This window comes from Gilliamella apis, from assembly GCF_002142155.1.
Taxonomy (GTDB): Bacteria; Pseudomonadota; Gammaproteobacteria; order Enterobacterales; family Orbaceae; genus Gilliamella; species Gilliamella apis.
Map to the genome: position 1 here is coordinate 74,602 of NZ_NASD01000001.1, position 25,909 is coordinate 100,510.

The window sequence follows — 25,909 nt, forward strand, 5'->3', positions numbered from 1 at the left end:
TTATCAAAAAAATTTAAAAATTAATGATCTTCTGTTGCCGAAGCCATCGCTAAATAGACAATCGTCAACACCATAAAAATAAATGCTTGTAAGGTAATTATCAAAATATGGAAAATAGCCCATGGTAATGATAATACCCATTGTGACCACCAAGGTAATAGTGCAGCAATTAAGATGAAGATAAGTTCACCAGCATACATGTTACCGAAAAGTCGTAATCCTAATGAGACAGGTTTAGCTAATAAACTAACAAGTTCTAGGACTAAGTTAATTGGTGCAAATGCCCAATGATTAAAAGGATGTAAAGTATATTCTTTAATAAAACCTGTAATCCCTTTATATTTGATTGAATAGATGATGATAAGCGCAAATACGCCTAAAGACATTGACATGGTAATACTAACGTCAGCTGTCGGTACTACTCTTAAATGTGATAAACCTAAATATTGTCCAGCGTAAGGTAAGAAATCAACTGGAATGAGATCCATCAGATTCATTAAGAAAACCCAAATAAACACAGTAAGAGCTAAAGGGGCAATGAGTTTATTTTGGCCAGTAAACATGTCTTTGACGGTATTATTGACAAATTCAAAGATCATCTCGACTGCACATTGAAGTTTACTTGGTACGCCACTCGTTGCTTTCCTTGCAACACGATGGAAAATCCATAAAAACAGCACACCAAGTAAAATTGAAAAGAACAATGAATCAAGATTAAAGGTCCAAAAACCAGAACCGACTTGCAAGTTCTCTAGATGGTGTTTTATATAAGCTTGCGGTGAAGCTGGAGAGGAAACTGCCATATAACCCTCTTACCTATTTCAAAAATAAAAACTACAGCTTGTTATATTTTTTACCTTAAAAGGTATAAACAATTACTGCAATAACCGAAGCTGTTATTTTAAACCTAATTGCCTATATTAAGTCAACAACTGATTAAAAAAATAAAGAATTTAGACACTTTTTACTAATTTTGCGTAAAGAATAACAACTTTATTACTCACTTTATTAGAAATAATTTTCACCAATTGCCTAATTAATGTAGAAAAAATAGGCTAATTTGATTGTTTAACTGCATTAGCAATTTGTTCCGCAAGTTGCTGAACTTGTGATTGATTGCTACCTTCAACCATCACTCTAATAAGAGGCTCTGTGCCTGACTTACGTATGAGCACTCGTCCATTATTACTGAGTTGTTGTTCTGCCTGCGCAATGGCTGATTTAACTTCAGGATTCGTTAATGGATCATCTTTACCTGAGAAACGAACATTAATTAATATTTGTGGTAGCATTGTCATACCACTACATAAATCAGCTAATGACATATTATTGCGTACCATGGCAGCTAAAACTTGTAAGCCAGCAACAATACCATCACCGGTAGTCGTTTTATCTAGCAGTAGAACATGACCTGAATTTTCAGCGCCTAATCGCCAATTTTTTTCAACTAGCATTTCAAGTACATATCTATCGCCGACTTTTGCTCTTACAAATGGAATTCCAAGATTTTTAAGGGCGATTTCCAGTCCCATATTACTCATTAGCGTACCGACCACTCCACCTTTTAGCTGACCCTGTCTTAACGCTTCTCGAGCAATAATATAAATAATTAAGTCACCATCAATTTTATTACCTTTATGGTCAACCATAATAATACGGTCACCATCACCATCAAGGGCGAAACCTAAATTGGCTTTTTCACTGATAACTCTCTCAGTTAAAGCTTTTACATCAGTGGCACCACAATTTTCATTAATATTCACGCCATCAGGGTCACAACCAATTTTGATTACTTTAGCGCCAAGCTCACGCAATACTTTCGGGGCAATGTGATAGGTGGCACCATTAGCACAATCCACCACAATTTTTAGGCCTGATAAACTTAAATCGTGATCAAAAGTACTTTTACAAAATTCAATATAGCGACCAGCAGCATCAGTTATTCTACTGGCCCGACCCAATTGTTTTGATTCGACGCAATCGATCTCTTTCTCTAGTTGTGCTTCGATTTCTAACTCAATTGCATCATCAAGTTTGCGTCCTTCGTTTGAGAAAAATTTAATGCCATTATCATAGAAAGGATTATGTGAGGCAGAAATGACTACACCTGCATCAGCACGAAATGTGCGAGTTAAATAAGCAATCGCTGGTGTTGGCATTGGGCCAGTAAAAGCGGCGGCAACACCAGCCGAAGCAAATCCTGCCTCTAATGCTGATTCCAGCATATAGCCTGAAATGCGAGTATCTTTACCGATGATGACTTTTTTTACACCATCTTTAGCTAGTACTCGCCCAGCAGCCCAACCTAATTTGAGAGCAAAATCAGGCGTTATAGGATATTCTCCAACTTTTCCACGAATACCATCTGTCCCAAAATATTTCCGATTAGACATGTTATTTCCTCATACAGAATTTTTATTTAACTTATTTCCGGCGTTATCATATTAACGTTATCAGTGTTTTACAAAGGAACTTAGCTAAACTATTCTCGATTATCGTTAGCAAACTTCAATAATACTTGGCTTTCTTTAATAAAACGTTCGGCATAATTACCAAACCATTTGGTTACTTCATTAAAATTCTCAATGAATTTGGTTTTATCTCTTTGTTCGATTAATTCAACCATTTGCCCAAAACATTGATAGTAGCGTTTAATTAATTCAATGTTGGCATCTGACGCCATGATGATATCGGCATAAAGTACTGGATCTTGAGCAAACAAGCGACCAACCATCATTAATTCAAGTCGATAAATTGGTGATGATAGTGTAATTAGCTGTTCTAAATCAGCGTGTTCGCGTTGTAAATTCACACCATATGAGAATGAAGTAAAATGACGCAATGCTTGAATAAATGACATGCATTTATCATGCTCTTTGGCATCAATCGCACATAAATTTGCTCCCCAAATCCGCATTTGTTCAATTAACCATTGGTATTGTTCCGGATATCGTCCTTGGCAGTAAACAATAACTTGTTTAGCTAAATTAGGTACATCAGGGCCGAACATTGGATGTAAGCCAACGACAGGACCAGTATGCTTAGCTAACATCGCTTGTAACGGTTTGACTTTGATTGAAGTAAAATCAGTTAAAATGCAATCTTTAGGTAGTGGTGGTAATTGTTCAATAATTTCACATGTTTTGTTGATCGGTACGGTCACAATAACTGCAGCAGCATCAGCAACGACTTCGGCTGCTTGATGCATGGTTTTTGAACCCAAGGTCTTGACTGTATAACCTGACAGGGTAAATAGTCTGGCAAATAGTCTACCCATTCGGCCATTACCACCAATGATGACAATTGATCCTTTGCCAGTGTAAACCTTTTTAAAACCTTTGTCGTTTTCACTAATATAAGACTCACGCATTAAGCGGCGTAAAATATCTTCGATTAGCGCTGGTGATATACCTAAATCTTCGGCTTCTTGTTTGCGTTTAGCTAACATATCCGCTTCACGTTTTGGATCGTAAATTGGAATTCCATGCTCGCTTTTCACTTCGCCAACTTCGGCGACTAATGCTAGTCGCTGACTAATTAAAGATAAAATCGATTGATCAACTTCATCAATTTTATTGCGCAATGCAAGTAATTCCTTTGACATATTTGCTGGATCCTTTATCACAAGTTATAGCTTTTACTGTAATTGCTTAACAGTATAACGTATTTTTGGTAGCATGGGTCAATTGCAAAATTAAATCAAATACAATAAATTTATGATTAAAGTTATCTCATTTAATATTAATAGTCTTCGGGCTAGAATTCACCAATTAGCTGCAATTATTGATAAACATCAACCGGATATAATTGGCTTGCAAGAGACCAAAGTTCATAACGATCAATTTCCTGTTGAGGAACTGGCGCAGTTTGGTTATCACTTACATTATCATGGTCAAAAAGGGCATTATGGCGTGGCATTATTGACTAAGCAAAAACCATTATCAGTCCAATGTGGTTTTCCAACTGATGAGGAAGGCGCACAATGCCGATTAATTATGGCTGAATTACCGACTAGCCAAGGTAATTTAATCATTATCAATGGCTATTTTCCGCAGGGAGAAAGTTTACACCATGAAATCAAATACCCGGCTAAACGTAAATTTTATCAGGATTTAAATCAGTACATACAAAGTCAGCAACTTAATAGTCAATTATCCTTAATTATGGGGGATATGAATATTTGTCCAACCGATTTAGATATTGGTATTTCTGATGATAGTCGTAAACGGTGGTTGCGTACTGGTAAATGTTCTTTTTTGCCTGAAGAGCGTGAATGGATAAATAATTTAATGTCTCTTGGTTATACTGATACTTATCGTCATGCTAATCCTGAATCGCAAAGATATTCATGGTTTGATTATCGTTCCAAAGGATTTGATAGTGAAACAGGATTAAGAATTGATTTAATATTAGCCAGCCAAAAGTTACAGCAACATTGTCAGCAAACAGGTATCGATTATGATATTCGAGGCATGGAAAAGCCATCTGACCATGCACCGATCTGGGCACAATTTGATTTAGATTAAACTTCAACCATGAGGATAATAGTATGCAAAGCAGTTCGATTTTATCGGTCAAAGATCTTAACCAAATCGTTAAAGAACTGCTTTCTGAAGCTATTGGACAAATTTGGTTAGTGGGGGAAATTTCCAATTTTTCTCGCCCTTCTTCTGGTCATTGGTATTTCACTCTAAAAGACGAAGTTGCTCAAGTGCGGTGTGCTATGTTTCGTAATAGTAATTTTCGCACCGGATTTACTCCACAAAATGGTCAGCAAGTGTTGGTAAACGCTTCGGTAACGCTTTATGAAGCACGTGGCGAATATCAATTGGTCATTAATAAAATGCAACCCGCTGGTGCGGGACTGTTACAACAAAAATTTGAGCATTTAAAACAAAAACTGTCAGAAGAAGGATTGTTTGATCCTATTTATAAACAAACATTACCCGATAATATTCGTACGGTTGGAATTATTACTTCAGCAACTGGTGCTGCGTTGCATGATATTTGTCAGATATTAAATCGACGCGATCCTAGTTTGCATTTGATTATCTATCCAACTCAGGTACAAGGTAATGAAGCGGCTGCCCAAATAGCAAGGATGATTGAAATTGCCAATATTCGCCAAGAATGTGATGTGCTAATAGTTGGGCGAGGTGGTGGTGCACTTGAGGATCTTTGGGCATTTAATGAAGAAGTGGTTGCAAGAGCAATTTTTGCTAGCCGATTACCGATTGTCAGTGCTGTTGGTCATGAAGTCGATTTTTCGATTGCTGATTTTGTTGCTGATGTTCGTGCAGCAACGCCATCTGCAGCGGCTGAGCTGGTAAGTCGAGACAAACTAGAGCAAATTAAGCGTTTGCAAGTTCAAGAACAATATTTATGCATGGCGATGGATTACTATTTAATGCGTCGACGAGAACGCTTAAATAAATGGCGCCATCAATTACAAACACAGCACCCTCAAGCAAAATTATCAAAACAATTAAGTCGGTTATTAAGTGGTCGTCATGCCTTGTTTGAAAATATGCAGCAATATTTATTAAGGCAATCTTATCGCCATAACCTACTTGATAAACGTTTAGTTCGTGTTTCACCACGACATAAAATTCTTTATTATGAGCAAAGTCTTGAACAAAAACAGCAGCAAATCATTAATTTAATTCAAAACAAGCTGACAGATGCTAAACATCAGTTTGTATTACAAACATCTCAGCTTAATAGTGTTAGTCCACTAGCAACCCTAGAACGAGGTTATTCAGTAACAACTAATCAGCAACACAAAGTGATACGCACAGTTGAGCAAGTCGTTATTGGAGAAATGATTGAAACACAGTTAAAAAGTGGCAAAGTAACTAGTCAAATTATTGAGATTAATAAAAAATCTAATTCAAAATAGTTACGTTTAGGCTTGAAAAATTAACTTATTATAGCTTAATTGTAAATTAGCATTTTATTTAGCTATTTTGTTTTTATTAATAATCTATCTTTTTAATAAATTTAATGCTCGAAATTGGATAAAATTGTATCTTAAATAGTATTAAGGATATAATATCCAAAAAATTTATTAAAAAATACTAAGAGAATAAAGTGGTTATGCATCCTCCAATAGGTATTGATTTAGGTACTACCAATAGTTTGATTTGTGTTTGGCAAAATGGTCAATCAACGCTTATTCCCAACGCTATCGGCGAAGTTGTTACGCCATCGGTGGTTAGCATTGATGAAGATAACTCTATTTTAGTTGGTCATGCTGCTTTATCACGTTTAACCACTCATCCTAGCCGTAGTGCTGCGGCATTCAAACGTTTTTTAGGCTCAAGTAAAGTTTTTGAATTAGGTGAGCAAAAATTCACCCCAACCGAACTTTCTGCATTGGTTTTAAAATCATTAAAAGCTGATGCTGAAGCTTTTTTAAAACAAGAGATTCGTGATGTAGTAATATCCGTACCTGCTTATTTTAATGATGAACAGCGTAAGCAGACTCGCTTTGCTGCTGAGCTAGCCGGCTTAAATGCTGTGCGTTTAATTAATGAACCTACTGCCGCCGCCATGGCGTATGGATTACATGAAGAACAATCTGGAAATACCTTAGTATTTGATTTAGGTGGTGGTACATTTGATGTTACCGTGTTGGAATATAGCATGCCAATCATTGAGGTTCATGCTTCAGCTGGTGATAATTACTTAGGTGGTGAAGATTTTACTCATGAACTTGTTAAAGCTTGTTTAAGCGAATGGGAACTCAAACAATCTGATATACCAATTGATGACTATGCTCGCTTGCTAGATTTAGCCGAACAACTAAAATGTAAGCTAAATGGTGAACAAATACATAATTTGACTTGGTCTTGGCAAGATAAGTTATGGCAATTTTCATTAAATGAAGTAAGAGCTAAATCAATTTGGTTACCTTTACTTAATCGTTTACGGGCACCTGTTGAACAGGCTTTAAGTGATGCTCGCTTAAAACCTAATGAACTTGAGCATATTGTCTTAGTTGGTGGTTCATCGCAGTTAGGTGTAGTTCGAGAGTTAGTAACCAAATTATTTGCCAAATTACCTTATCGTCACATTAATCCTACGACTATTGTTGCACAAGGTGCAGCAGTGCAAGCAGCATGTCGTTTACGTGATGTTGATGTTGAAGAAGTGATTCTTACCGATGTGTGCCCATATACGCTAGGCATTGAAAGTAGTTCTGGTAATATCAATGGTTTATTTTCGCCGATTATTGAACGTAATACGATTGTTCCAACGTCAAAAGTAAAAACCTTTTCTACGACCCACCCACAACAAAAAAGCATTATGCTTTCAGTTTATCAAGGTGAAAACCCTCGGGTAGAAAATAATGTTCTAATTGATGAATTTGAAGTTCCTTTAAAGCCAATGGAAAAAATACAAGGGATTGATGTTCGTTTTAGTTATGATTTAAATGGTTTACTCGAAGTTGATGTGGTATTGCTTGAAACTGGCGAATTGCATGGCAAAGTGATTGATCATAGTCCAATAGGGTTAACTGATAAGCAAAAACAAGAGAGCCATGAACGTCTAGCGGCCCTTAAGATTCATCCGCGTGATGAAATGCCAAATCGTACTTTATTAGCGCGACTAGAACGAGCATGGGCACAGTCATTGGGTGATGAACGAATATTAATTGGAGCATATATTGAAGCTTTTATGCAAGTACTCGATCAGCAGAACCCTGAAGAAATCGAGCAAGTACGCAGTGAGATAGAGGTAAATCTTAGCGAGCTTAATCGATAATCATTACTTTTTCTAAAATTATCCCCTTTGCTAATCAGAAAATAGTGTTTCAAAGGGGATATGTAGATGATTCATTTTTTCTAATTATTTTTGTATTGGTGGTCCGTAGCGGTTGGTTTCATTAACAGTTGAAAGCCAACACGGCAATAATAGAAATGGTAATAGAATTGTGGCGGATACAAAATAATAGATACCTCCATTAGAATAACAGTCATTTAAGCGTCGTTTTATTGCCAAAACACTATTGATTGTTGCTAATCCGCATAATACAAGCATAATTGGATGATTTAAATTAGTTTTTCCTGCTGCTCCTATTATTAGAAAAAATAAAGGTAAACTGACGTAGCCCATTTGTTTTAAGAAACCAGTTAAATTTGTTCGCCCCTTCCAACGCCAAATTTGCCACCATTCATTTGGCGGAAATGATTTTGATTGCAGCTTTTTCTGGTGATCCATATTTTTGGCTAACAGCAATGCTGAGGATAATTTAATTATGCTATTATTATCATTATTTTGTCCAATTTCTTCTAGTTCTTCGATATCTTCTTCTTCGCATAGCGAATCATCTTTGTCTAACTTTTTATTTATAGCATATAATTTATCTATGTTTTGCAATTCATCATTATGTTTTTTAAGGGATGATGGAATAGATAATTTATCACAAAATGCGTTAGCAAGTTTTTTTAACTGTAGATCATCGCCAGCAAGTTTTTGTAGTATTTGGTGTAGTTTTGTTTTTTGATTTGGTTTATCAAAAACAATCATATACAGTAACATTAAACAACTTACTGGTTTGTTGGCTAGTTTATTTGCCCATCTTTGTTCAACTATTTGTTCAATTTCATCCCAATTAACTTCTTCTGGCGAGTCGGTAAACGTCTCAATTGAATTTGGATAATTAACCAACATACTGCCAATCAACTGGTTATCAGTATCGATTAAATTATATAATTGTGTATCATTTTGCCATTGGTTAGACTTAAAGGTATTGATCAGCGGCACTAGCGGATCATTTTCTGGGAGTAAAAATAAGTTATCTTTTTCACGAATAAAGTCTGCGGCTTTAATTGGTGAATTGGCAATAGTAATGGCTAATAAACAGTAACGATACCATTGCCAATAAGCATTCTTATCAGCCTCAATAATTGATTGTTCAGGTGATTTAGGTAAATTATTAAACCCCCTAAATTGATAATATACCGGCCAATCAAACATTTCCATATTTCGATAAGTTACATTGCGGTATAAATGTAATTTGGCGACAAATGGGATATCATCGAATCTATCTAACCATAATCGACCATATAAAAACTGATTGCCTTTTTCGTTATCTGGATCAAATTTAGTCGGGATAGTTGCATTTTCATCACTTTGGTACAACCATTGTTTAAACTCCTGAACGGGTGGCAAATTAGTGAGCCATTCAAGGTGTTGTCTAGCTTGACGCTGTAAATTTTGTAAAATAAATTGTTCAAACTCATCTTCACTTGAGTCAGCTAAGATTTCTTGTAAAAGTGTTTTATTACCGTGTCGTAGCATGATTGCATGTCGGTATAAACGATATAACCGATTGTTTCCATCATCGCATAATAAAGTGTGTAGAACTTGACGATAATTCCAATGATTATCCAGAGCCCAGGTTATAACAGCCGCAATTTCATTGCTGTAGTTTTGTTTCCTAAATTTCAGTAGTCGAGAAATTGTTGATGGCGTAAATTGCGGAATACTATATATATAAGTTTCCTGATCTTCTGCCGTTAAACAATAACATTGGTTTAATGCCAGAATTAATAATGGTAGATAATCAAACCGATTCTTGGAACACCATAACATTAACCAGCTGGTCGCCTTTTCTTGATATTGCGGTAAACGATAAAGTTCTAACCAAAGTAATAAGGCGTTTTGTTCGTCTTCAAGCAGTGAATACTGCATTGCGGCGACAGCTTTCCATTGTTCCTGAATTTGCTGTTCTTGATTAGGATCGGCAATACAAGTTAAGGCATAGTCTAATAATCCTCTATTTGGCGATTTAGCAAAATAATACCAATCGGCTAATTCTTGCATGAACTCTGGATTATCAGGTAGGTAAACTACAGTATGAATAGATAAATATTCTGCTAACTCTACTGCTGGTTTTTCCCAGAAAAGCCATCTAGCACAACGAGCATAGTCGATGGTTACATTTTGTATGGCTTTGTTCGTTCTTGGTAAGCTGTCGTAATCAAAAAAATCACCACGATCAATATGATCAAAAAAGTTCTCATACATATCAGCGTCGTTGGGCGAATAACTTTTTATTTGCTGACGCCAGCGTAGATTATCAGCTAATATTTTCACACATGATAGTGATATCGTCACTGTGTCATAACTGATATCTAACAGTTTCCATTTAGCAATTTCCAGTATAGACATTGGGTAATCATAAAATGAAGCAACAAATTTATGCCACTCATTCACATCATGGCATCGAACCGGATCATCGAGTAATGCTTGATAGTTATCACTGATTTCTTTGACTTGTCGCTCTTCTTCGGTGAGGGGTTTAATGACCTCTTCAGCGAGATTTTCTTGATTTAATTCTTCAGTCATTAATTCTGGTGATTTTGCATACTGCATTGCTAATTCATAGGCTTCGCGTAGCGCTTTAAAACCATCAGGATCTGTTTCAGGATGATATTCAGGTAGTTTTGCCCGATATGCTTGGCGAATCACGGCGATATCGGTAGTTTTCTCAATTGCTAATAATTGCCAAAAATTGTTATTCATGACCAAGCATACTCCATTAATGATTCAGGTTTTTCCAATTCTTCTATCTCAATATGCCAAGGCAGGTGATGATAAGGGGAATCTTCGTCGCTATACAATTTAGTCATAGTCCATGTTTGGGATGAACGGCATAAGTCACAACGTAATCTTTCTAAATCTTCTTTATTAGTCAATGATTCCCAATATTGATAACCGACAAACCAACCAGAAAAATAACTTTGCCATGATGAATAATAGTATTGTGCTCGCAGTCCTATTCTATACAAAATCCAAAGGGCTTCTTCTTCAGTAATAAATTTATTGGTGATGCCATTACGCAATATATATCCCATACGTGCGTAATCCCAACTACGGATACCTCCAGTGCCACATTCGGAATAAGTCTGTTCAACAAATTCGAGCAAAACTTTATCGTAATCGCTCTGTTTCTCGATATAATTTAACCAATCTAATGCCGATAGGCGAGGATACATAAAATAATGTTTAGATAAGGCGGTTGCATGACCATCATCGACCATATTAAAAACCATTGCTAATAGTGTTTCTCGCGAATCAATACCCCAGTCTTTTTTCAAATCGGTATATTTATCCTCAGGAAAAAAAAAGGGTGATGTATAACTTGCGCCACACTCTTTATTTAAGGCAACCATTGGTGCCGATAGACCATATAACCAATCGATATAATCTTGATTCATAGCTTTATTCCATTAATTTTTATACGACCTTTTAATAAAAGATAACAGATTTTATGAAAAAATAAATGCTTGTTATAATAATTAAATTAATTACTTTTTTGCTATAGATTAGCTAAAAAAATCGAGAGATTTTATTTTTTAGAACAATAAAATTATTTTGCAAAACTATATCTACAAGGCATAATAAAAACTGTTCATCAGTATTTGAATTCTACTGGGTAGTAAATAAAAGGAGTGATAATGAAAAAATTTATTTTAGTAACAGCATTAGTAACTAGCACATTAATGTTACAAGGGTGTGTTGCTGCTGTTATTGGCGTCGGTGCTGGTGCTACCGCAAAAGTTGCCACCGATCCGCGTACCACAGGAACACAAGTTGATGATACGACCCTGAACACCAGAATGAACAGTAAATTAAGTGAAAATGGTCCTTTTTTTATTGGCTCTCGTATTTCTTCAAGTACTTATGATGGCAATATTATTTTGACAGGCCAAGCCAATGCTGAACAGATTGAAAAAGCTGAACGTCTAGCTTATCAAGTTGAAGGAGTTAAGAAAGTTTATAACCAAATTCGTGCTGGAGAACCGGTTGGAGCAGGAACAATCACCAATGATATGTGGATAACCACCAAAGTTAAATCCCAACTTACACTAAATTCCAAAACAAAAGCACGTAATATCAAAGTCGTTACGGAAAATGGTGAGGTATTTTTAATCGGTATTGTTAGCAGTGAAGAAGGGCAAGAAGCCGCTACTGTTGCAAGTAAAGTTGCTGGTGTCAAGAAAGTTGTTACATTATTTACTACACGTTAATCACTAATTGTAAAAACTAAAAAGCTTTAAAAAGGGAGAAATTATCCTCCCTTTTTTACTAGCTACCCGCTAACTTAATACGCTCAATTATTTTTTCAATCCCTTGTAGCCGAGATTGGCTCAACTCATCAGTAATTTTTAATTGCTTTAATATTGCAAGAAAATCGATGCTTTGGATTTGTTCTGCTGTTTTATGATTGGCAATAATGATTAAAATAGCTAACAATCCTTTTACGATTCTACCTTCACTATCACCTTGAAAGGTAAAAGTATTATCTAATTGTTTTTCATTAGTTAGCCATACCCGATTTTCACAACCATAAATTTGGTTGGATTCTATTTTTTTTATATCCGGAAAATCAGGTAATTGTTTTGCTAAGGCAATTAATTGTCTATAACGATCTTGCCAGTTATGTTGTTTAGAAAATAATTCAAATAAAGTTTGTTGTGATAGCATAATTAAAACCGATTAGTGATTGAACAAGTCATTAACGTTTCTTTGATTAACTACAGATATAGTTTACGTGAGTAATTCAATGGAATTTTGTAATGCTGTAATAAAATGATCAATATCGTGCTGATTATTATATGGCATAAGTGAAATGCGAATAACACCATGACAACCAAGTTTATCCATAAGCGGTTTAGCACACAATTCACCGGTTCGGATGGCAATATTTTGTTCGCTTAATAAAATAGCGACATCATTATGATGAATGTTTTGTATATTAAAACTAATTATAGGACTATTTTTAACACTATAAAATTGTATATTGGTTAATTGACTTAATTTTGATTCAGTATAGTCAGCTAATTGTGTTATATAACTTTCTAATTGTGTTTCATTCCACTTTGTTAACCAATCTAAGGTTGCTTTAAAACCAATAATACCAGCTATATTTTGCGTACCCGCTTCAAATTTATAGGGAAGTTCTTCAACTGTAAATTCGGTAAATGAAGCCGTTTTTAACATTTTTCCACCACCATGCCAAACATCCATTTGCTTGAGTAAATGTTGTTTTCCATATAGTATCCCCAATCCAGTTGGGCCATATAGCTTATGAGCAGAAAAGGCATAAAAATCGATATTTAATTTTTCAACATCAATCGGATGATGTACAACGCCTTGTGCGCCATCCACGACTAATACCGCATTGATTTGATGAACTAGTTGACTAATTTTGGCTAAATCTGGACAAAAACCAGTAACGTTAGACATTTGAGTTATAGCAACAATTTTGGTTTTAGCTGAGAGTAATCTTGAAAGCTCATCAATATCTGCTGACCATTTAATGATTTTGGCGCCAGTTTGTTTCGCCACAATAAGCCAAGGTAACAAGTTGCTGTGATGTTCTAACTCGCTAACAATGATCTCATCACCTATGTGTAATTGTGTTCTAGCATAACTTTGGGCAATTAAGTTGATTGATTCGGTTGTGCCACGAGTCCAAATTATTTCACAATTTGACTTAGCATGAAGTAGATCAGCAATATTTTGCCTAGTTTGATCAATCGTTGCGGTGACTTGTAGCGCATCTTGGTGCAAACTACGTTGCGCTGTTGCAGTGTTATGCCCGTAATACTCAACAGTTGCATCGATCATGGCTTGTGGTTTCAGTGCTGTAGCTGCTGAATCAAGATACACATTATGGCTATTTAGAGCAGGGAAATCTGCCCTAAATTTTTCGAGTAGCAGCATATTATTGTGTAAGTTCAAGTCCTGCAATTCCATTCCAATAACCGTTACAGTCTCGTTTATGTTCAATGTGTAAAGGATTTAGTCCTTCTTCATTAGCTCTAAATTGTTTAACTACCTCGAGTGTGTCAATTCCAAGCGGAGAAATACGCACGATATCAACTAATCCTTTCATCTCTTTTAGATTGTTACCTAAGTTATAACAGTAGCCACTTTGTGTTTGAATACCGTTAAGGACAAATACTTTTTGTTGCTCTTGAGAAAATACTTCTCGACCAACGGGATATTTAATACAGCAAGTCTCACATTTATCCTTTGGTTTATCTTCCGATCTAGCTGTAAAACAGCGGGCAGAATAGGCTAATGGTAGATAACCATAGCTAAATACTTCAACTTCAAAATTGCGCTCAATTTTCAATGCGTCAAATTGTTTTAAAACATTGCTTAACCAATCGCGAGAAAGTTCAACTGGCATACACCAACGCACCATACCTTGTTTTTGTAACAATTTTAGGGTTAATGCGTTATAACAGTTAATTGCCGGACCAGCGACAAAAGGTAAATTATTGTCATGAGCAATATTAATTGCCGCCAAATCATTAGCTTCAATTAAAAAATCACCATTATTAACTAATTGTTTTAAATCAATTAGTTCTGATGGTGCTTCAAGCAGTGCTAGGGTAGAAAGTACGACTTGTTTACCAGATTTAGCAATTTCTTTAGCTAAATCTAACCAATTGGGTACTTTCATTTCCCGACGTTTGGTACATACTGTTTCGCCCATATAAATAATATCCGCTTCACTTTCCTTAGCGGCTTGATAAAAGGCTTCAGTTTCAGTTTTAGGCCAATAATAAAGCACAGGGCCTAACGCATATTTCATAGTCTTGCTCACTATATCTGTATTTAATTATTTTAAATAGTCAATGTTTGATAGCTATTTTCTAACGCTAATATCAAAAGCAATCTAGATTAGTATCATATTTATTTTATTGGTAAACATGAGTAAATATGTTTACACTTTATTGCCATTTACGGTGGTAAGCACCTAATGTCGTTTGTGTACCTTCTGATACTGATCCTAATGTATCCATCCAGTTCTTTTCTGCTTGGAATGTTTGAGGATTCGCTTTATAACGATCAATAGCTTGTCGCCAAACTTTAGTCACTTGTTCCACATAAGCTGGACTACGTTGACGACCCTCAATTTTTACTGAGGCAATATTAGCCGCAAATAGTTCAGGTAACAGTTCAATGGTATTTAAACTTGTTGGTTCTTCAATCGGGTGATAAAGTTCATCGCCAACAAAATAGCGTCCTTTACATAAGGTTGGGTAACCCGCATTTTCACCTTTCTTATGGCAATCGATTAATACATTATTCAGTCTAGATTCAAGTCCTTTATCGGTCTCTTCCCAACGGACAAATTTCGCTGGTGAACAAGCTCCTACGGTATTGGGAGATTCACCGGTTAAATATGAGGATAAATAACAGCGACCTTCCGCCATAATACATAGACTGCCGAATGCAAACACTTCCAATGGCACTGGAGAGACTTGTGATAACTGTTTCACTTGATGCATCGATAACACTCGCGGTAAAACAATACGATGTACCTGGAAGTTATTATGATAAAACTTGATTGATTCTTCATTGGTTGATGATGCTTGAACCGAAACATGGCGTTCAAGATTAGGATATTTTTCGGTTGCATAATCAAGCATGGCTAAATCAGCAATGATTAGAGCATCAGCGCCAATATTTGCCGCTGTATCAACTGCATATTGCCAGCGCTCAAAGTTTTCCGGATGAGCGAAGGTATTAATTGCGATATGTAACTTTTTACCATGCTTATGTACATATTCGGATGCTTCAATTAAACGCTTTTCATTAAAATTTAATCCCGCAAAATGACGAGCATTGGTATCATCTTTCAAACCAATATAAACGGCATCAGCACCGTTATCGATTGCTATTTTTAATGATGGTAACGAGCCGGCAGGGCAAAGAAGTTCCATATTTATACCTTTAGATTCTGCATTTTATTCGCCGTGTATTATGCAATAATTCTGGCTGTAATGCGAATAGAAAGCAGGCAAAGTCACTAAAAACATAACAAATGATAGATCAATAGTGTCATGTAAAAAGCCTAAAAAAGATAATTAATGATGAAATTGTTTCTGTTATCAACTATCTAGGCGTAATCTTTGTCATACCTAGGTAAAAGTTAGTGACTTGCATATGTGACTTAGAAATGTTTATTTTATATTTTCCCCAATAAAATATAGCAACATGATTAATTCATCATTTCTTATTGTTGAATGAATGATATGCAGTACTTCATCGTCGTGGTCATAAACAAGGTTATCCACCAATCGATGAAAAACAGTTATTACCAGTGATAACTCTAATTGGTGATTATATTTTTTAGATAATGGTTATTTTGATTTGCTTTATTTAGGTTTATTTTGTAAAAATAATTGAGGAGTGTATACCGTCTTATTGATATTTGAATATCCGTGGGCTATTAATAAAGCAATAATAAGTCGCTGAAGATAATTTTAGACATCAGGATTTTGACATACTAAACGAACTCAATAAAACAACATTAATGTGAAATTAAAATCAGTAATAATATCTATCCCCCCTTTCCTTAAAATTTTGAGGGAAAGGGGATTAGAGGTAAGCTAAAAAGTAACTACGTTGTGGTTTTAGGAATTTTACCTGTCCACCAAATTGGTTTTTCATCAGGTTGTAAATTATCGAAAACAGATAAAGGGATCAGCTTGTAGGTAATTAAATCCGGTATTGTAGTATATGCTACCATTACCGGTTGATATTTATAATCGGGATCTGATTTAAACCATTCATAATTTCTTATAGCAGATTCAATACACTCATAAAATGCTTCAAAATATTTACTAAAAATTTCAAATAAAGTTGATTTAGCTCTATCTAAATCACTTTTAACTTGACCTGATAATATTTTACTCCAATCAAATGCTTCTCTATCCAACTGTTTAAACTCTTTTTCTACCAATTTCATTAATGCTACGGCGGCATCTAGTTCTTCTAATTTTAAATAACGACGATATAAGCGGTCAGTAATCAGTGACCAATTTTGGTCAGGATATTTAGGTAGAACATAATATAAAATACAGTCAAAAAATAGCTGCATATCACTATCTGTACCTAATTCATAAACTAAACCACCACCTCTGAAACCAATTTTTATTAACATAATTTACTTACCTCCTATTTTGTTTTAAATTCAATTTGTTCAGGCTTAATTATTCCATTTGATTTATTTTTTATACCCTGTTTTATTTTAAATTCCTGTAAGGCAGTCATTTTCTGACCGCGAATATCTATTACAACTAATTGTTGTACTCCTGATGGTAGATGTTTTTTTCTCTCAATGGCTTGTTTGGAAACATTATCAATCAAACCATTAATATTATTTTGTATATCATAATTTTTTACTTCTATTGAACAAGTAGTACCATTACAAAAATCTGGTCTTACACTCCCGTCTGTTCCCCATTTTACCTTTTGACCATTCAGATAGCTTTCCTGAGCATTAAAATCAGGAGTTAACGTTTTACCGGCATCTTTATGAATAGTGCGTTCGAGCTCTTTAACCTGTTCGCCTAACTCTTTTAAGCTAATAACAATGTTTTATTTGGTCTACTCATCCTCGTTATTCAAGATAGAAAACTTGATGACTTCCTTCTAAACTATTATAGAGATCAACCGCCTCTTGCCCTTCGGCAATAAACTCTACATCTATCGGAGCGGGTGGATTATTAGGATCTTCATAGTTCCCTTCTAAAAAGGCTTTATATTGTTCCAGAACATATAAAAGCTGTTCTCTAGTAAGGATAACCTGTTGCTCTTCAACATATTCAGTACCAATAAATACATAATCGCCGGTAATTAATACCCAATGAGCATTACCAACACCAAACATGCCATCTGGTGCTCGACTATTCGCTAAATCGGTTAGATTATTAATCCAGATATTGACTGAGTTTATTGAATATTGAATATCAACTCTTAGCCAATCAGCTATTTCTCTTGCTCCAAAGCCAAATATCTTTTTGCTGTTAGGATGTTTTACAAGTTTTCCACCTGTAGGAAGAAAACTTGAATTATCCCACCAGAATATAATTTTATCATTTAACATATTATTTTTTCCCATAAATAGGCCATGCTGTTGCTCCTGTTCCATCAGGTTTTTTATAAAATCCTTGCATTTTTAAACCACTTGAAGACGTTCCTTCCCACATTTCTGTGTTTGGTATTCTTTTTGAATTTTCAAAAGCACTTTTTATTTCCTTTTCAGTTTGACGTTTAGACCAATGCTTAGGGAAGAATGTTGTTTCACCCTGCTTTTCATACCACTTACCTGTAGCAGGATCTCTGACCGATATATATCCTTTCGTGACACCATTTGCATCGGCTTCACCTGTCCACTTATCTACTTTAATATTTGGATCTTTTAAATAATGTCCTCCTGTACCAACCTTTTTGCCGTTTTTATAAGTCTTAATCTCACCATTTAAAATATGATCGATATTGATTGTTACCTGAGTACCTTTACCTGCTTGTTGTTGAACTAACTCGGTCGGTGTTGGTGATGGTTTAAAGTCTTCAAGATACTCTCCTACTTTACTTTCTGTACTCGTCGTGCCTTTTCCAGCATTATTTTAAAACATCAGGCTAAGCAGTTGATTGAATAAGACAAGGCGGCTAAAGAAGAGCAGTAAAATAGACGCAGATTAACGGTGTACCACCACCGCTAACCTACTAATCACAACAACTATAGGAGTAGTTATTATGACTAAGGTATATTCTACGTTGGATAAGATGATTGTTCAGAAGAGCAAGATTGAACGGCATTACACCGTTGGTTATCTGCCGTCCCGCAGTGATGACAGTATTCCGGCTATTCATCTTAAGGGTAAATGGCTAAATCAGGCCTGGTTTACCACCGGTACACCGCTGATTATCCGGGTGATGCAGGGTTGTTTAGTCATCATCACCGAACCTAAACACCAGACGGATAACCGTAAGTTACTCGAAGAGATACAACAGACCCAGCAGCGCATCTGTGATATCACCGTTAAGCTTAATCAGTAAAACGGATAGTCAGAATCCACCCTATCATTGAGTTGAGGTTAACTTCACTAATGGCATGTAATGGATCAAATTATATGGGTCCATTCCATGTCAGCTTATTTTTAAGTTCTACAGGAACCATAGCAAAGAGTTCTTTAATAAAACTAACTTGCTTATCATAATTAATAGATATTTCGGTATTACAGTTCTCATAATAATATCGAGCCTGATGATTTAAAAACCAAATATCATGCTGCTCAAATTCAGCATCAAAAATAGTAATTAATAAATTATGAACTAATTCAGCCTCATAATAACATGATATATCTTTCGCCTTTCTAATCGAGTCTTGTGACTGCACGTTTCTTATATAAGTTAATGTTCGTCCTAACATTTCCACATATATTTCATTTTTCTTCATCATGGTTTCCTTGTTGGTAGAGGCAGTGCATCAACAGGGACTTTATTAGTTTTATCCCATTTACCATTTTCTAATAGCTTATGGATATATGTTGCATCACCTGTAGTTTTGTATATTTCTTGAGCTGCTGCCATTCTATGATGACCTCCGGTAATATAATAATTTCCTTTACTATCAATATATCCTGCAATTTTTCCTCTTGTAGCCGTGAACTCAAAACTTCCGTTTAGCATATCGCTTTTCATTAAATCAATTTGAGCAGGATCTCTTAATCCGACTTGAGTACCTTTAATTTCGGGAATACTCCCTTTTACAGCAATATCATCAACCTTATTAACAATATTACCGGGTTTACCTATATTGGTATTTGGTTGCGTAAAATTTACTCCTCCATACAAACCAGCCAATGAAGATACAATTCCATGTGCAGCCATAACATATTTATACTGTTGAGCAACATCTTTTACATCTCTACCTGTCTCTTTTGCAATTGCTTCAATTGAAATTAAATGAATAATGCTGTTGGGATCTAAACCGACTAATGCTTCGTTAAGATTTTTTGAGTCTTCTCTATATAAATCAGCATTTGTTAAACTTCTAGCAACCTCTTTTTCATATTCATTCTGCATTTCCCATGCTTCTTGCAGCAATCCTTTACAAGCTGAGCTTGAGATGTTACCCAATGAACAATTATCCTGTAAAATTTGATCTCGTTCTTTATCTAGTTTATTGAGATTTTCTAATTCTTTCTTTTCATCTTCTGTTAATTCCTCACCTAGATAGTTTGGCTTTATCTAAGTCAAATAAGCTTTTCGCTTAGCTTCATTTACACTCAAATAATTATTCTCAACCGCATTTTTACTGCTACGAATTGCTGTGCTAGCATCGCTAATATTACCACCGCCAGCGGCTATGGCAAGACCAGTAGCTAGTTGAGATAATGCGCTGATGGTTTGTTTTTCTTCTTCGGTTAAATCTTTGACTTCTTTGCCATACAGTTGTTTGCGGATGATATCTGCCGCAACTTCACCGGCCACTGTACCCGCTCCACCAGATAATGCTGAGTTACCTTGTAGCTCAGCCACTACCGCACCAAGTATTGCATGGGCAACTCTAACCTCGCGGTTTCGTTATCACCGGCTTGTATCTTTATCTGCTCAGCTAACCATGGTACACTGGCGCCAGCTAGGCCGCCGGTCATATCGCTGGTGATAATGCCGGTAATAATTGATACGGCTGAGTCAACGCCTTTACTAAAGTCATTGCCCATTTTGCCATCTTGTGAGTCTTTACCGGCATCTTTATGAATAGTGCGTTCAAGCTCTTTAACCTGTTCGCCTAACTCTTTTAAGCTAGTAACAATGTTTAATCTGGTCTGCTCATCTTCTTTATTAAAGATTGGTTTGAGTTTGCTATGGGCATTTTCGGTATCATGACTGAGTTCATTAATATCTTGTGTTTGTTTATCTTGGTCACGAATGATTAACTCACCGTCACTGATTGCCGCGTGGGTAATATTCGAGGCTTCATCGTTGTGGTCATAAATGGTTGGTTGGCCACTGGTTGGTGAAAAACTGCTATCAACAATTATCCTAATTTTTTGATTATATTTTAGATAATGGTTATTTTGATTTGGTTTATTGAGGTTTATTTGTAAAAATAAATAGAAGGATGCACATTTGATAGCACATCTTTCTATATGGACATTTTGAAATTTTTTAGCTCAAGTTAATAAAACTGCTTTATGTTTTTTGCTTTGGTTATGTGTATGAAGGATGTGTGTTACTTTTTTTATAAAATATTCGATACTTTATGACAAAACTAATCATGACTAGCCCCTTATCCTGCGGCAAAAACTGTAATAACCACAAGTAAAACACTGCGTAAGCTAATTATACTGTTTATGATATCATAGATAAGTTATCATCCAAGAATTAGATCAGGTTCAGAGTTATCTCCCTTAAATTTCAGCAATAAAAAGTACAAACAAAGATTTTCCCCCTTCTTTGGGCGAAGAATCTTGATGAACAACTATATTGTATATGGATAACTTATAGAACAATTTACACAAACTAAGGATAAATCTACCCAACCTTGCATCTTTAAATAATATACATTATCATCTGAGTTCTTTAATATCTCAAGTTCACCTATATATGCAGGTAAAATATCCTCTTCATCAATATTATTTTGATATTGTAATGTGATAATGTTATTTATATTAATGGTGCAAACCTTGTCGCCATTATCCATATTTAAAATTTCTATATTAGCTTCATTTTTATCTAATTTAACAGAAAAAAACGATAAATTAACGTCAACCAATTTCAAATAATGATCTTTCATATATTATTTATCCCTATTGATAAAATGACCAGTTGAATGACTTTGATCTTTCAATCTATTAAATTCATAGTCAGTTCTTTCATTGTATTTCTTACCATTTTCCGCAATCTTAGGTTTCGTAGGGATAACCTCACCAGTAGGTTTTACTGTAACAATACGTCCGTCAGGATGTTTATAAGTTGTATATCCTCCAGTACTAGTTCCTTTTAATTGAAAGCCTTTAGAAATAAGATCAGAGTGTAATTCACTTAATGTTGTAGGTTCGAATCTATTTGTTTGCTTTCCTGCATTCCCCAAGCCTTTCTCATTTACTACATGTTCATCAAAATTACTGCTTTTATTAGCCTGTTGATTTGCTGCATGATTATTATTTATATTATCCTTTGTTTCTTTATAATTTCCACCACCTTGTTGAACGTTTTCTTTTCCATATACTGATTCAAAATAATCTTTATCTAATTTTCCCGTTATATTACTAGTTTTACTTTTATTGGCCGTTGATAATTTACTTCCTTTTAATGCTCTATTTATTATAGGTAAAGCAAAATGCCCTTCCAAACCATTAATCATCATCATTATTGCAATGGTTCTACCAGCCATTACTTGAGCTTCTTCATCACTGTAACCAAAACTTTTAAAACTTACTACATATCCATTATAAATAGCATGGAATTCATTTGCTGCTGCTGATGTGCTGTTCAATAAATGCTCAATTTCTTGGTAACCAATTTGAGCATTTGGAGGATTTGAATAAGTTAAATACTTATAAGTTTTTAAAGCATCGTAGGCTTTCTGGCGTTCCACATGGCATTCATCACTATTTACATCAATACACGCATTTATTAATGCATCACTTAAACTATCATCTTTAAGACGAAGTTCAAGTAATTCCATTTTTTCTTCATCTGTTAATATACCTTTTCTTTCTTTGTATTCTAAACCTTTTTTGGTTTGATGCTCATCTGAGTTTAAATAATTATTCTCAACCGCATTTTTACTGCTACTAATAGCCGCACTGGCATCGCCAAAATTACCACCGCCGGCAGCTACCGCAAGGCCGGATGCTAGTTGAGATAGTGCGCTAATGGTTTGTTTTTCTGCTTCGGTTAAATCTTTGACTTCTTTGCCATACAGTTGTTTGCGGATGATATCTGCCGCAACTTCACCCACCACTGCACCCGCTCCACCAGATAATGCTGAGTTGCCTTGTAGCTCAGCAACTACCGCACCAAGTATTGCATGAGCAATTAAGTTGCTGGCAATATCATCGGTTTGCCATTTACCATCTTCACCCATATGCCCGGTGTGCAGTTTTATCTGCTCCGCTAACCATGGTGCACTAGCGCCAGCTAGGCCGCTGGTGAACTTACGAAGTAAACTATAGATATAAAAAATCCCAGTTTTGGGGCTGGGATCTGCTTTTTAGTATATTTTATCTCCATTTATATATGCTATCCGTGCTTCATTTAAACTCATCTTATTAGCTCCACCAGAAAAATCAGGATCTTCAAATTGAACTGGATCATCTTCCCAGCCACATATATTACAGATTTCATACTCTCCAGGTGAACTAATAGTTTCATTTCCACAACAAGGACAAAAATACTTATCGTTTATATCTATCATTTTTGTTTATCCCAATATTCCATACCTTTTTCCGGCTTATACATTGTTCTCGGTGTACCATCTGCATTTTTTATAGCAAATATATTTGTTTTTGGATTGTAATATAAAGTATCTCCATTTTTTCTAACTTTTATTAGAGTTCCTTCTGGCGCACTTCTAACAAAATTATGAATAGTTACACCTTTTACTCCATGTTTTTCAAACATCCGCAACCTTATCAATATAAATTTTAAAAGTACTATCAAAAACAATGGACTAAATGAACTTGGATTCACTACATGACAACCTGTCACCATTACCGCTAAAAAAGGTAAGCTGATTGTCCAACTTGCGAAGTAGATCGCATATTCAGTAAATAATTAACTCAGTTCTGCGATAGAGATCGCAGAACTGATTGATAGAGAATAGGTTATTGGAATATTTTTTATCAAAAAAACATATTAAAGAGGCACTGCATTCTGATTTCTTTGCCAAAAATCTTTCAATTCATCACACAAATTATTGTCGATAATATCTTTGATCTTTTGTAGTTTATCTACTTGATCTGGAGCCTCTTTTTTAATTATAGGTACTAGCTGATACCATGCATATACAATCCAGTCAGGATTTGTTTCAGCTACTTTTAACAAATGTTGTAATAACCTTTTATAACCTAGACCAGAAGAAGTAGCATTAATCCAGAACTTTATTTTTGATTCATTTTTCTTTGCAAGTCCTATATCTAGAAATTTTATTAAAACATGATGACTACTAATAATTTTAGGTATCAACTTTAGAATTGTTCCCCTAATTATAGCTGAATCATGCCTAAGTAAAGACTCAACTAAGAGAACTATCTCATCTTCTGATAATGTTCGTAAATATCGAGCTAAATCTTTCTCAGCTCTACCATCTGGTAGCCTATTTATAATCTCATTTAACATCATATATTCCTTTAAATTTATCTAATGGGAAACCTGATTGATGAGCATCATTTGCACTAGGTTTATAATGACCAGACGAATTATCAAATCCTTTTAATACACCTCTTGTCCCACTATTCCATCCAAATTGAACAGAACCAGTATAATCAACTTGCTTAGCTCCTCTTGAAATATCAAAATGACCTACATCTTGCCCCGGTGAAGAAGTCTTTGATACATATATTTTCCATTGATTGTAACATAATCATATGTTCCCCTAGCTCTGAACATGGTTCCATTATTCCCTACTGTGTACCAAACACCATCTTTTTGTACAAGTTCAAAACGTTTTATCGGTTTCCAAGTATCATTTGCATAAATTGGATCTAATACCTGTGGTTTTACTTGATTTACCTCTCCTGTAGTGTTGTCTTTCCTTGATCCTTTCCCCTTTCCTGCAATATCATCAACCTTATTAACAATATTACCGGGTTTACCTATATTGGTATTTGGTTGCGTAAAATTTACTCCTCCATACAAACCAGCCAATGAAGATACAATTCCATGTGCAGCCATAACATATTTATACTGTTGAGCAACATCTTTTACATCTCTACCTGTCTCTTTTGCAATTGCTTCAATTGAAATTAAATGAATAATGCTGTTGGGATCTAAACCGACTAATGCTTCGTTAAGATTTTTTGAGTCTTCTCTATATAAATCAGCATTTGTTAAACTTCTAGCAACCTCTTTTTCATCTTCTGTTAATTCCTCACCTAGATAGTTTGGCTTTATCCAAGTCAAATAAGCTTTTCGCTTAGCTTCATTTACACTCAAATAATTATTCTCAACCGCATTTTTACTGCTACTAATAGCCGCACTGGCATCGCCAAAATTACCACCGCCGGCAGCTACCGCAAGGCCGGATGCTAGTTGAGATAGTGCGCTAATGGTTTGTTTTTCTGCTTCGGTTAAATCTTTGACTTCTTTGCCATACAGTTGTTTGCGGATGATATCTGCCGCAACTTCACCCACCACTGCACCCGCTCCACCAGATAATGCTGAGTTGCCTTGTAGCTCAGCAACTACCGCACCAAGTATTGCATGGGCAACTAACCTTGCGGTTTCGTTATCACCGGCTTGTATCTTTATCTGCTCAGCTAGCCATGGCGCACTAGCGCCAGCTAAGCCGCCGGTCATATCGCCGGTGATAATGCCGGTAATAATCGATACGGCTGAGTCAACGCCTTTACTAAAGTCATTGCCCATTTTGCCATCTTGTGAGTCTTTACCGGCATCTTTATGAATAGTGCGTTCGAGCTCTTTAACCTGCTCTCCTAACTCTTTTAAGCTAGTAACAATGTTTAATCTGGTCTGCTCATCCTCTTTATTAAAGATTGTTTTGAGTTTGCTATGGGCATTTTCGGTATCATGACTGAGTTAATTAATATCTTGTGTTTGCTTATCTGGGTCACGAATGATTAATTCACCGTCACTAATTGCCGCATGGGTAATATTCGAGGCTTCATCGTTGTGGTAATAAATGGTTGGTTGGCCACTGGTCGGTGAAAAAACATTACTACCAACAACCATTCTAATTGGTTAATTATTTTTTAGATAATGGTTATTTTGAGTTGCTTTATTTAGGTTTATTTTGTAAAAATAATTGAGAAGTCTATACCATGATAGTTATTATAACATTGATATAACCTGATTTTTTGCATTAATTGTGTCTATTTTTCAATTTATCGTCGCT

28 protein-coding genes are annotated in these 25,909 nt (G+C 35.4%); 5 read left to right on the plus strand and 23 right to left on the minus strand.

Annotated features, from left to right (window positions below):
- Positions 1-20 precede the first annotated feature (20 nt).
- The 3 genes from atpB to tyrA form a co-directional block, all read right to left on the minus strand.
- Positions 21-803, minus strand: a complete 783-nt coding sequence (gene atpB / locus B6C84_RS00375) for a F0F1 ATP synthase subunit A (protein ID WP_034901508.1) — start codon at positions 801-803, stop codon at positions 21-23.
- A gap of 252 nt (positions 804-1,055) precedes the next feature.
- The gene (gene glmM / locus B6C84_RS00380) at positions 1,056-2,393 is read right to left on the minus strand and encodes a phosphoglucosamine mutase (protein ID WP_086353733.1); all 1,338 of its coding nucleotides are present in this window, start codon (positions 2,391-2,393) and stop codon (positions 1,056-1,058) included.
- 89 nt (positions 2,394-2,482) lie between these two features.
- Positions 2,483-3,604 carry a bifunctional chorismate mutase/prephenate dehydrogenase gene (tyrA, locus tag B6C84_RS00385; RefSeq protein ID WP_086353734.1) on the minus strand — a complete coding sequence of 374 codons (1,122 nt, stop codon included), beginning with the start codon at positions 3,602-3,604 and terminating at the stop codon, positions 2,483-2,485.
- A 115-nt stretch (positions 3,605-3,719) separates the two neighbouring features.
- Between tyrA and xthA the strand changes: the two genes are divergently transcribed.
- The 3 genes from xthA (at position 3,720) to B6C84_RS00400 (ending at position 7,767) form a co-directional block, all read left to right on the plus strand.
- Positions 3,720-4,526 carry an exodeoxyribonuclease III gene (xthA, locus tag B6C84_RS00390; RefSeq protein WP_086353785.1) on the plus strand — a complete coding sequence of 269 codons (807 nt, stop codon included), beginning with the start codon at positions 3,720-3,722 and terminating at the stop codon, positions 4,524-4,526.
- A gap of 23 nt (positions 4,527-4,549) precedes the next feature.
- Positions 4,550-5,899, plus strand: a complete 1,350-nt coding sequence (xseA, locus tag B6C84_RS00395; protein ID WP_086353735.1) for an exodeoxyribonuclease VII large subunit — start codon at positions 4,550-4,552, stop codon at positions 5,897-5,899.
- A 197-nt stretch (positions 5,900-6,096) separates the two neighbouring features.
- On the plus strand, positions 6,097-7,767 hold the full coding sequence (locus B6C84_RS00400; RefSeq protein ID WP_086353786.1) for a molecular chaperone HscC: 1,671 nt from the start codon (positions 6,097-6,099) through the stop codon (positions 7,765-7,767).
- 84 nt (positions 7,768-7,851) lie between these two features.
- On the opposite strand, the gene B6C84_RS00405 is transcribed toward B6C84_RS00400, so the two are convergent.
- Both B6C84_RS00405 and B6C84_RS00410 read right to left on the minus strand, forming a co-directional pair.
- Entirely contained in the window at positions 7,852-10,533 is a 2,682-nt protein-coding gene (locus B6C84_RS00405) for a hypothetical protein (RefSeq protein ID WP_086353736.1), read from the minus strand.
- Entirely contained in the window at positions 10,530-11,228 is a 699-nt protein-coding gene (locus tag B6C84_RS00410) for a DUF1266 domain-containing protein (protein WP_086353737.1), read from the minus strand. Before B6C84_RS00410 ends, B6C84_RS00405 begins: the two co-directional genes overlap by 4 nt.
- A gap of 240 nt (positions 11,229-11,468) precedes the next feature.
- Between B6C84_RS00410 and dolP the strand changes: the two genes are divergently transcribed.
- Positions 11,469-12,041, plus strand: coding sequence for a division/outer membrane stress-associated lipid-binding lipoprotein (gene dolP / locus B6C84_RS00415; protein ID WP_065577915.1), 573 nt, complete (start codon positions 11,469-11,471; stop codon positions 12,039-12,041).
- A gap of 58 nt (positions 12,042-12,099) precedes the next feature.
- Here the strand turns inward: dolP and csdE are convergent, their stop codons facing one another.
- The 8 genes from csdE to B6C84_RS11765 all read right to left on the minus strand — a co-directional run bounded on the left by csdE (position 12,100) and on the right by B6C84_RS11765 (position 18,320).
- Positions 12,100-12,498: a cysteine desulfurase sulfur acceptor subunit CsdE gene (gene csdE / locus B6C84_RS00420; RefSeq protein WP_034901495.1), complete on the minus strand. Its 399-nt coding sequence runs from the start codon at positions 12,496-12,498 to the stop codon at positions 12,100-12,102.
- Between the two features lie 63 nt (positions 12,499-12,561).
- The gene (gene csdA / locus B6C84_RS00425; protein ID WP_217332079.1) at positions 12,562-13,773 is read right to left on the minus strand and encodes a cysteine desulfurase CsdA; all 1,212 of its coding nucleotides are present in this window, start codon (positions 13,771-13,773) and stop codon (positions 12,562-12,564) included.
- The gene (locus tag B6C84_RS00430; RefSeq protein WP_086353739.1) at positions 13,742-14,620 is read right to left on the minus strand and encodes a U32 family peptidase; all 879 of its coding nucleotides are present in this window, start codon (positions 14,618-14,620) and stop codon (positions 13,742-13,744) included. Before B6C84_RS00430 ends, csdA begins: the two co-directional genes overlap by 32 nt.
- A gap of 139 nt (positions 14,621-14,759) precedes the next feature.
- Positions 14,760-15,755, minus strand: coding sequence for a ubiquinone anaerobic biosynthesis protein UbiU (ubiU, locus tag B6C84_RS00435; RefSeq protein ID WP_034901490.1), 996 nt, complete (start codon positions 15,753-15,755; stop codon positions 14,760-14,762).
- Between the two features lie 680 nt (positions 15,756-16,435).
- Positions 16,436-16,978 (minus strand): hypothetical protein, encoded by a 543-nt coding sequence (locus B6C84_RS00440; protein ID WP_086353740.1) that lies wholly within the window; start codon positions 16,976-16,978, stop codon positions 16,436-16,438.
- Positions 16,979-16,992: 14 nt separating this feature from the next.
- On the minus strand, positions 16,993-17,184 hold the full coding sequence (locus B6C84_RS00445; RefSeq protein ID WP_086353741.1) for a hypothetical protein: 192 nt from the start codon (positions 17,182-17,184) through the stop codon (positions 16,993-16,995).
- A gap of 253 nt (positions 17,185-17,437) precedes the next feature.
- Complete coding sequence (locus B6C84_RS00450) at positions 17,438-17,968, minus strand: hypothetical protein (protein WP_133052408.1); 531 nt, start codon at positions 17,966-17,968, stop codon at positions 17,438-17,440.
- The gene (locus tag B6C84_RS11765; RefSeq protein ID WP_082205116.1) at positions 17,925-18,320 is read right to left on the minus strand and encodes an EndoU domain-containing protein; all 396 of its coding nucleotides are present in this window, start codon (positions 18,318-18,320) and stop codon (positions 17,925-17,927) included. The genes B6C84_RS00450 and B6C84_RS11765 overlap by 44 nt, the downstream gene beginning before the upstream one ends.
- A gap of 256 nt (positions 18,321-18,576) precedes the next feature.
- On the opposite strand from B6C84_RS11765, the gene B6C84_RS00460 reads away from it, so the two are divergent.
- Complete coding sequence (locus B6C84_RS00460; protein WP_086353743.1) at positions 18,577-18,879, plus strand: SymE family type I addiction module toxin; 303 nt, start codon at positions 18,577-18,579, stop codon at positions 18,877-18,879.
- Positions 18,880-18,949: 70 nt separating this feature from the next.
- Here the strand turns inward: B6C84_RS00460 and B6C84_RS00465 are convergent, their stop codons facing one another.
- The 10 genes from B6C84_RS00465 to B6C84_RS11515 form a co-directional block, all read right to left on the minus strand.
- Positions 18,950-19,279: a hypothetical protein gene (locus tag B6C84_RS00465; protein ID WP_034901483.1), complete on the minus strand. Its 330-nt coding sequence runs from the start codon at positions 19,277-19,279 to the stop codon at positions 18,950-18,952.
- Positions 19,279-20,073 carry a DUF6862 domain-containing protein gene (locus tag B6C84_RS00470; RefSeq protein ID WP_342351430.1) on the minus strand — a complete coding sequence of 265 codons (795 nt, stop codon included), beginning with the start codon at positions 20,071-20,073 and terminating at the stop codon, positions 19,279-19,281. Before B6C84_RS00470 ends, B6C84_RS00465 begins: the two co-directional genes overlap by 1 nt.
- The gene (locus tag B6C84_RS00475; RefSeq protein ID WP_165755128.1) at positions 20,074-20,364 is read right to left on the minus strand and encodes a VENN motif pre-toxin domain-containing protein; all 291 of its coding nucleotides are present in this window, start codon (positions 20,362-20,364) and stop codon (positions 20,074-20,076) included.
- Positions 20,365-21,310: 946 nt separating this feature from the next.
- The gene (locus B6C84_RS00485) at positions 21,311-21,625 is read right to left on the minus strand and encodes a hypothetical protein (RefSeq protein ID WP_086353747.1); all 315 of its coding nucleotides are present in this window, start codon (positions 21,623-21,625) and stop codon (positions 21,311-21,313) included.
- A 3-nt stretch (positions 21,626-21,628) separates the two neighbouring features.
- Entirely contained in the window at positions 21,629-22,921 is a 1,293-nt protein-coding gene (locus tag B6C84_RS00490; RefSeq protein ID WP_086353748.1) for a VENN motif pre-toxin domain-containing protein, read from the minus strand.
- 126 nt (positions 22,922-23,047) lie between these two features.
- Complete coding sequence (locus B6C84_RS00495; RefSeq protein WP_086321170.1) at positions 23,048-23,251, minus strand: CPCC family cysteine-rich protein; 204 nt, start codon at positions 23,249-23,251, stop codon at positions 23,048-23,050.
- Positions 23,248-23,457 carry a hypothetical protein gene (locus tag B6C84_RS00500; RefSeq protein WP_086321171.1) on the minus strand — a complete coding sequence of 70 codons (210 nt, stop codon included), beginning with the start codon at positions 23,455-23,457 and terminating at the stop codon, positions 23,248-23,250. Before B6C84_RS00500 ends, B6C84_RS00495 begins: the two co-directional genes overlap by 4 nt.
- A 234-nt stretch (positions 23,458-23,691) precedes the next feature.
- Positions 23,692-24,174, minus strand: coding sequence for a hypothetical protein (locus B6C84_RS00505; RefSeq protein WP_086321172.1), 483 nt, complete (start codon positions 24,172-24,174; stop codon positions 23,692-23,694).
- Positions 24,175-24,357: 183 nt separating this feature from the next.
- Positions 24,358-25,422: a VENN motif pre-toxin domain-containing protein gene (locus B6C84_RS00510; protein ID WP_086353749.1), complete on the minus strand. Its 1,065-nt coding sequence runs from the start codon at positions 25,420-25,422 to the stop codon at positions 24,358-24,360.
- Positions 25,423-25,593: 171 nt separating this feature from the next.
- Positions 25,594-25,746: a hypothetical protein gene (locus tag B6C84_RS11515; RefSeq protein ID WP_165755129.1), complete on the minus strand. Its 153-nt coding sequence runs from the start codon at positions 25,744-25,746 to the stop codon at positions 25,594-25,596.
- Between the last annotated feature and the right edge of the window lie 163 nt (positions 25,747-25,909).

Bases quoted from the DNA above. Each gene is read 5' to 3' on its own strand.
- atpB (WP_034901508.1), bottom strand. From the start codon at position 803: ATGGCAGTTTCCTCTCCAGCTTCACCGCAAGCTTATATAAAACACCAT.
- glmM (WP_086353733.1), bottom strand. From the start codon at position 2,393: ATGTCTAATCGGAAATATTTTGGGACAGATGGTATTCGTGGAAAAGTT.
- tyrA (WP_086353734.1), bottom strand. From the start codon at position 3,604: ATGTCAAAGGAATTACTTGCATTGCGCAATAAAATTGATGAAGTTGAT.
- xseA (WP_086353735.1), top strand. From the start codon at position 4,550: ATGCAAAGCAGTTCGATTTTATCGGTCAAAGATCTTAACCAAATCGTT.
- B6C84_RS00400 (WP_086353786.1), top strand. From the start codon at position 6,097: ATGCATCCTCCAATAGGTATTGATTTAGGTACTACCAATAGTTTGATT.
- B6C84_RS00405 (WP_086353736.1), bottom strand. From the start codon at position 10,533: ATGAATAACAATTTTTGGCAATTATTAGCAATTGAGAAAACTACCGAT.
- B6C84_RS00410 (WP_086353737.1), bottom strand. From the start codon at position 11,228: ATGAATCAAGATTATATCGATTGGTTATATGGTCTATCGGCACCAATG.
- dolP (WP_065577915.1), top strand. From the start codon at position 11,469: ATGAAAAAATTTATTTTAGTAACAGCATTAGTAACTAGCACATTAATG.
- csdE (WP_034901495.1), bottom strand. From the start codon at position 12,498: ATGCTATCACAACAAACTTTATTTGAATTATTTTCTAAACAACATAAC.
- csdA (WP_217332079.1), bottom strand. From the start codon at position 13,773: ATGGAATTGCAGGACTTGAACTTACACAATAATATGCTGCTACTCGAA.
- B6C84_RS00430 (WP_086353739.1), bottom strand. From the start codon at position 14,620: ATGAAATATGCGTTAGGCCCTGTGCTTTATTATTGGCCTAAAACTGAA.
- ubiU (WP_034901490.1), bottom strand. From the start codon at position 15,755: ATGGAACTTCTTTGCCCTGCCGGCTCGTTACCATCATTAAAAATAGCA.
- B6C84_RS00440 (WP_086353740.1), bottom strand. From the start codon at position 16,978: ATGTTAATAAAAATTGGTTTCAGAGGTGGTGGTTTAGTTTATGAATTA.
- B6C84_RS00450 (WP_133052408.1), bottom strand. From the start codon at position 17,968: ATGGAACAGGAGCAACAGCATGGCCTATTTATGGGAAAAAATAATATG.
- B6C84_RS00460 (WP_086353743.1), top strand. From the start codon at position 18,577: ATGACTAAGGTATATTCTACGTTGGATAAGATGATTGTTCAGAAGAGC.
- B6C84_RS00465 (WP_034901483.1), bottom strand. From the start codon at position 19,279: ATGAAGAAAAATGAAATATATGTGGAAATGTTAGGACGAACATTAACT.
- B6C84_RS00485 (WP_086353747.1), bottom strand. From the start codon at position 21,625: ATGAAAGATCATTATTTGAAATTGGTTGACGTTAATTTATCGTTTTTT.
- B6C84_RS00490 (WP_086353748.1), bottom strand. From the start codon at position 22,921: ATGGGTGAAGATGGTAAATGGCAAACCGATGATATTGCCAGCAACTTA.
- B6C84_RS00495 (WP_086321170.1), bottom strand. From the start codon at position 23,251: ATGATAGATATAAACGATAAGTATTTTTGTCCTTGTTGTGGAAATGAA.
- B6C84_RS00500 (WP_086321171.1), bottom strand. From the start codon at position 23,457: ATGTTTGAAAAACATGGAGTAAAAGGTGTAACTATTCATAATTTTGTT.
- B6C84_RS00505 (WP_086321172.1), bottom strand. From the start codon at position 24,174: ATGTTAAATGAGATTATAAATAGGCTACCAGATGGTAGAGCTGAGAAA.
- B6C84_RS00510 (WP_086353749.1), bottom strand. From the start codon at position 25,422: ATGGGCAATGACTTTAGTAAAGGCGTTGACTCAGCCGTATCGATTATT.
- B6C84_RS11515 (WP_165755129.1), bottom strand. From the start codon at position 25,746: ATGGTTGTTGGTAGTAATGTTTTTTCACCGACCAGTGGCCAACCAACC.